This is a genomic window from Actinosynnema sp. NPDC020468, from assembly GCF_040642015.1.
In the GTDB taxonomy this organism is placed as follows: Bacteria; Actinomycetota; Actinomycetes; order Mycobacteriales; family Pseudonocardiaceae; genus Actinosynnema.
Map to the genome: position 1 here is coordinate 1 of NZ_JBFAEO010000103.1, position 5,230 is coordinate 5,230.

Sequence of the window (5,230 nt, forward strand, 5' to 3'; positions counted from 1 at the left end):
ACCCGCGGCGCCCCCCCGTTCGGGGGGGGCGGGGCCCCCAACCCGGCGCCGCGGGGCGGCCCCCCGCCGGGCCGGGCGCGGGCCTGGTGGTGGGGGCCCCCTTTCCCGGCGCCGCGGGGGCCCCGCCGGTCCGCCTACCCCGTCGGGGTCGTCGGCTCGACCGGCGCCGTGGTGCCGGACGGCTCGACCGACGCCGACGGGGTTTCGCTCGTCGGCGTCGGCACCGACGTCGGTTCCGGGGTCGGCACCGGGGTCGGCACCGGGGTCGTGGTCGGCACCGGTACCGGGGTGGACGTGGTCGTCGGCGCGGTGGTCGTGGTGGTGTCCCGCCGGACCACGTCCAGCACGTCCCGTTCGACCAGGGTCAACGCGTCCCGGATCTCGACCGCCGACTTGCCGCGCAGGTCGCGCGCCAGGTCCGGCAACCGGGCCCAGACCTCGTCCAGCTCGGCACGTGCCTGCGGGCTCAGCCCGTTCGGCAGCGCCACGACGAGCTGGGTCGCCAGCGCGAACGTCACGCAGTCCACACAGGACTGGTTGATCGCGACGGCGAGGTTCTCCGGCACGACCACGTCCGCCTGTCCCACCACGAACACGACCTGGAACGCCACCGCGACCGTGGTGCACCCCTGGCAACTGGCCAGCGCGTACGCCTCGTTGCGACTGTCCACCACCCCGTCCGTCGCCCACACCAGCGCGAACGCCACCTCGTAGCGCACCGAGCCGTCGGTGGTGTTGACGGCCAGCGCCTGGTTGTCCGCCGCGCCGGGAGGTCGGGGCCGGTCCACCGGGAACACCCACGTCGGGCTCTTCCCGTCGACCGGCCGCAGCACGAGCGCCGGCACCGGCCGGTCCCGGGTCGGCGCGCTCCTGGTGGTCCACGTGGGCGACGCGGTGCCGACCGCGGTGGCCGTGCCGGCGGACGCCGGCCGGGGTGAACCCTGCGGCGCCACCCCGTGCCGCGCCACGTCCTGCACGGTGCCCCGCTCGTCCGGCCCGATCGGCCGGTAGCGGTCGCTGTCGGGCCACCACGCCCACAGCAGCGCGGCGATCGCGACCACCCCGACCAGCACCCGCCACACCGGGCGCAGCCTGCCGAACACCCGCTTCACCAGCCGGGCCAACACCAGTCCGGTGCCCAGCAACGGCAGCAGCACGGCCGCCACCCCGAGCACCCGCACCAGCACCGACGCCAGGTCGCCCGCGTCCCACGCCACCGCGGCGCCGTGCCACTGCCGACCCACCGCCTGCCAGGCCGTCGCGACCACGCGCGGCAGGGTCAGCACCACCAGCGCGGTGCCCAGCACCAGCACCGGCACGACCACGAGCACCCACGCGGTGACCACGAACCGGGCCCACGGCTTGAGCACGCGGCTCTCCGGCGCGCGCCACCGCCACGGCAGCAGCCCCAGCAGCGTCGGCTTGATCCGGTGGAACAGGTCCGGCACGCCGACGAGGTCCGCGAGCACGTGGTAGCCGTCGAACCGGACGAACGGCGCGAGTTGGCGCAGCATCTGGAACACCTGCGCCACCACGACGAGCAGCAGCGCGTCCCACGCGGACAGCCACCACGCGCCGAACGCCGCCACGACCACGACCGCGTTGAAGTACAACCCGCCCAGGTCGGTGCGCAGCCGCCCGCCGCGGCCGAGCCGGTAGCTGTCGGTCACGTCGGTGTAGAACGCGGGCCAGAACAGGTACAGGCCGAACCCCATCGCGCCGGGGGTCGCGCCGCCGTAGCGGGCCGCGGCGGCGTGGCCGAACTCGTGGAAACCGGCGGACAGCACCGACACCGCGAACACCAGCAGCAGCAACCCGGGCCGGGCGAACGCGTCGTGCGCCGCGCCCGCCAACCCCTTCACGAACAGCACCCACGCCGTGACCGCGGCGAACGCGGCCAGCACCACGCCGACCACGAGCGGGTGGAACAGCCGGGCGAACGGCGCGGTGATCCGCCGGGTGACGGCCGGGTCGGACACCACCCGGCGGAACCGCAAGCCGAGCAGCGGCTGCGACTTGCGCACCTCGGGCTCCGAGCCGTCGGCCAGCCGCAGCACGCCCAGCGGCGCGAGCTTCCCGTCCAGCAGCGCGCGCACGTCCTCGGCGGTGACCCGGCGACCGACGGCCGGCCCGACGGCACGCGCGATGTCCGCGTGGTCGGACCGGCCGTCGACCGCCGCCAGGACCCGGTACAGCAACGGGGTCAGCTGCACGACCTGGCCGTCGGCGCGCCGCACGAGGGCGGGTGGCCGCCGGTAGCCGGAGCCCTTCAGCTCGCCGACCAGCTCCACACCTGCCGCGCGGTGCGGCACGACCTCGGAGGCGACTCCCATGACTACTGGTCGATGCCCGAGTTCTGGTCGGCGTTCGCCTCGGCGGAGCCGTTGATCACCTGGTGGATGATCGCGTCCTGCTGGGCGACGGCCGTCGCCTCGGACCCGATCGAGCCGATGTTCGCCGACACGGCCGCGTCGATCGGGGCGGCGACGTTGGCGTTGGCGGCGATCGCGCCGTTGATGGGCGCGGCCAGGTCGAGGTCGGCGGCCAGGTCGACGTTCACGTTGAGCAGCCCGCCGTCCAGCGCGCCGGCCTCGGTGGTGGGCGGCACCTGCACGTCGGTGCCGTGCACCGCGGGCTCGCCCTGGTCGATGGTGCTGTCCTGGGTCGAGTTCGCGATCGCCTCGCCGGTGATGCCCTGGTCGATCGACACGCCCTGGTCGGACAGCGCCTGCGCGGTCGAGTCCTCGGACAGCACGTTCGCGCCCACCGCGGCGTCGATCGGCGCGGCGACGTTCGCGTTGGCGGCGACCGCGAGGTCGATCGGCGCGGCCAGGTCCAGCCCGAGATCCAGGTTCACGTCGAGGTCGAGCAGCGAGTACACCTCCTTGTCCGGCAAGGCGGTGCCGACCTCGGCGTCGAGGTCGGCCGCGGACAGCGGTGGCAGGTGCGCTTCGCTCATCAGGTCCACTCCCATCGTCAGGCGGCAGCCGACGATTTCTTACCCGGACGAGTGGGCACGGAAACGAATTGCCCGACGATCGGGGTGGAATTCCGCGAAACATAACTTTCGGCCATCAGCCGAGATGATGGACAAACCCTCACATTAACCCGGGTAGAACTGTCAAGCCGGGAACGCGGACCGCGCGGAATAGCCGAAGTCCGCCAGCAGCGCGTGCCCGGAGATCGCCCGGGACCGGTCGGAGGCGAGGTGCAGCACCTGCCACGCCACGTCCTCCGGCGCCTGCACGGGGAAGTCCGCGTGGTCCAGCGCGTCGTCGCCGAGGTCGCCGCGCGCCATCGGGGTGTCCACGATGGACGGGCACACGCAGTTCACCCGCACCCCGGTCAGCTCGACGGCCAGCGCGCGGGTCAGCGAGACGACAGCGCCCTTGGACGCGCAGTAGGGCACCATCCCGGGCGCGGACACGAAGGCCGAGTCGCTGGCCAGGAACACGATCGACCCGCCGGCCGACAGGTGCGGGTAGGTGTGCTTGGCGAGCAGCAGCTGTCCCGTGACGTTGACCGCGATGACGGTCGCGATGTCCGCCGCCGACGTGTCCACCAGGGGCGTGCCCACCGGTCCGGACACCCCGGCGCAGCCGACCACCACGTCCAGCCCGCCGAGCCGGGCGACCGCGGTCGCCACCGCGGCGGCCACCGAACCCTCGTCGGTCACGTCCGCGCGCACGTCGTCCGGACCGGGCGCCCGGTCCAGCACCACGACCCGCGCGCCCTCGGCCCGGAACAGCGCGGCGCACGCCGCGCCGATGCCGGACGCACCACCGGTGATGAGCACCCTCTTGCCCGCGACGACCACGCGTCCATGGTGGGTCGCGCCGCGCGCACCCGGTTTGACGGTGCACGCACCGTCCTTGACCGCCGCCGCACGACTCGGCGCGCCCCCGTTCCGCCACGACCACCCGCGACCGACACTGCCGCTTACGCCCGCTCGGAAAGGACGGCCTGTGACCACACTGTCGGACACCTCCTCCTGGTTGCCCCTGGACGGTCTCGCTCCCGGCTTCGACGCCAACAAGGCGCCCGCGGTCGCCGACCTGACCGGTCGCGAGTTCGCGCTGGACGGTCCGGATGGGACGGTCCTGACCGCGAAGTTCACCGACGCGGGCGTGGAGACGGAGCACGGCGTCGACCAGGCCGAGACGTTCCTGGTGGACGACGACCTCTACTACACCCAGTTCCACCCGGCCTCCCGCCCGGACGAGGCCGTGTCGCTGTTCCTGGACCTGCGTGCGGGTCGTGCCCTGGTGGTCACCACCACGATCGGCGAAGAGGGCACGCCCCGCGTCACCCAGCGGTTCACCGCGGCGACGCTGCGCGACGCGGCGGTGTCCGGCGACGAGCCCGCGCCCACCCGCGCGCTCATCGGCCGCCGCGCGATGTGGGTGTACAGCACGGAGCACGCCTACGAGCACGTCTACCTCAGCCCGCACTGGTACACCTGGCAGTGCCTGGCCGGTCCCGAGAAGGGCCTGGCGGACACCGACGAGAACTCGGTGTGGCAGCTGCGGCCGGGCATCTACGTGTTCACCTGGCGGGAGAAGGTCATCCCGTGCGCGGCGGTCACCGTGGCCGACCACCGCGACGTGACGGCGCTGCGCTCGCACGGCGTCCTGTTCGGCCTGGACGAGTCCGGCGAGAAGCAGACGCACTTCACCTTCGGCGCGCACGGCCGGCTGCTCAGCGCGACCGTCCACCCCGAGGAGTACGACCCCGCGGCGGACTGACCCTCACCCGCAGGTGTGAGAAGCGCGCGGAGTGGGCATCCCGGAGTCAGGTCGTCCACGCCGCACCACGCGACCACCAGCGGCGACGAGGGAAAGGGGAAACACCCGTGGGTATTCTGGGCTGGATCGTCCTGGGCCTGATCGCCGGAGCCATCGCGAAGGCCATCATGCCCGGCCGCGACCCCGGCGGCATCATCGTCACGATGCTGCTCGGCATCGTCGGCGCCGTCATCGGCGGTTTCATCGGCAGCGCGCTGTTCGGCACCGGTGTGCAGGGGTTCTTCGACCTCAGCACCTGGCTGCTCGCGATCCTCGGCTCGCTGATCGTGCTCGGCGTCTACCACATGGTGACCACCCGCAGCCACCGCACGCACCACTAGCTCCCGACCGAAGCGCCTGGTCCCACGACGTCGTGGGGGCCACGGCCGTCAGGGGTGAACCCCCCCACAGCCGCGGCCACGAACACAACCCCCAGGACCCCCACC

At 73.3% G+C, this 5,230-nt stretch carries 5 protein-coding genes; 2 read left to right on the forward strand and 3 right to left on the reverse strand.

Annotated features, from left to right (window positions below):
• Window positions 1-134: 134 nt before the first annotated feature.
• The 3 genes from AB0G50_RS35740 to AB0G50_RS35750 all read right to left on the reverse strand — a co-directional run bounded on the left by AB0G50_RS35740 (window position 135) and on the right by AB0G50_RS35750 (window position 3,817).
• Window positions 135-2,333: a hypothetical protein gene (locus AB0G50_RS35740; RefSeq protein ID WP_360118513.1), complete on the reverse strand. Its 2,199-nt coding sequence runs from the start codon at window positions 2,331-2,333 to the stop codon at window positions 135-137.
• Window positions 2,334-2,335: 2 nt separating this feature from the next.
• Complete coding sequence (locus tag AB0G50_RS35745; RefSeq protein WP_360118516.1) at window positions 2,336-2,959, reverse strand: peptidoglycan-binding protein; 624 nt, start codon at window positions 2,957-2,959, stop codon at window positions 2,336-2,338.
• 162 nt (window positions 2,960-3,121) lie between these two features.
• The gene (locus tag AB0G50_RS35750) at window positions 3,122-3,817 is read right to left on the reverse strand and encodes an SDR family oxidoreductase (protein ID WP_360118519.1); all 696 of its coding nucleotides are present in this window, start codon (window positions 3,815-3,817) and stop codon (window positions 3,122-3,124) included.
• Window positions 3,818-3,965: 148 nt separating this feature from the next.
• Here AB0G50_RS35750 and AB0G50_RS35755 point away from each other — a divergent pair, with 148 nt between their 5' ends.
• Window positions 3,966-4,745, forward strand: coding sequence for a molybdenum cofactor biosynthesis F family protein (locus AB0G50_RS35755; protein WP_360118522.1), 780 nt, complete (start codon window positions 3,966-3,968; stop codon window positions 4,743-4,745).
• Window positions 4,746-4,852: 107 nt separating this feature from the next.
• Window positions 4,853-5,125, forward strand: coding sequence for a GlsB/YeaQ/YmgE family stress response membrane protein (locus AB0G50_RS35760; protein WP_360118525.1), 273 nt, complete (start codon window positions 4,853-4,855; stop codon window positions 5,123-5,125).
• Window positions 5,126-5,230 lie beyond the last annotated feature (105 nt).

What these genes read in the sequence shown, in the direction of transcription:
- AB0G50_RS35740 (WP_360118513.1), bottom strand. Translation starts at nt 2,333, where the DNA reads ATGGGAGTCGCCTCCGAGGTCGTGCCGCACCGCGCGGCAGGTGTGGAG.
- AB0G50_RS35745 (WP_360118516.1), bottom strand. Translation starts at nt 2,959, where the DNA reads ATGAGCGAAGCGCACCTGCCACCGCTGTCCGCGGCCGACCTCGACGCC.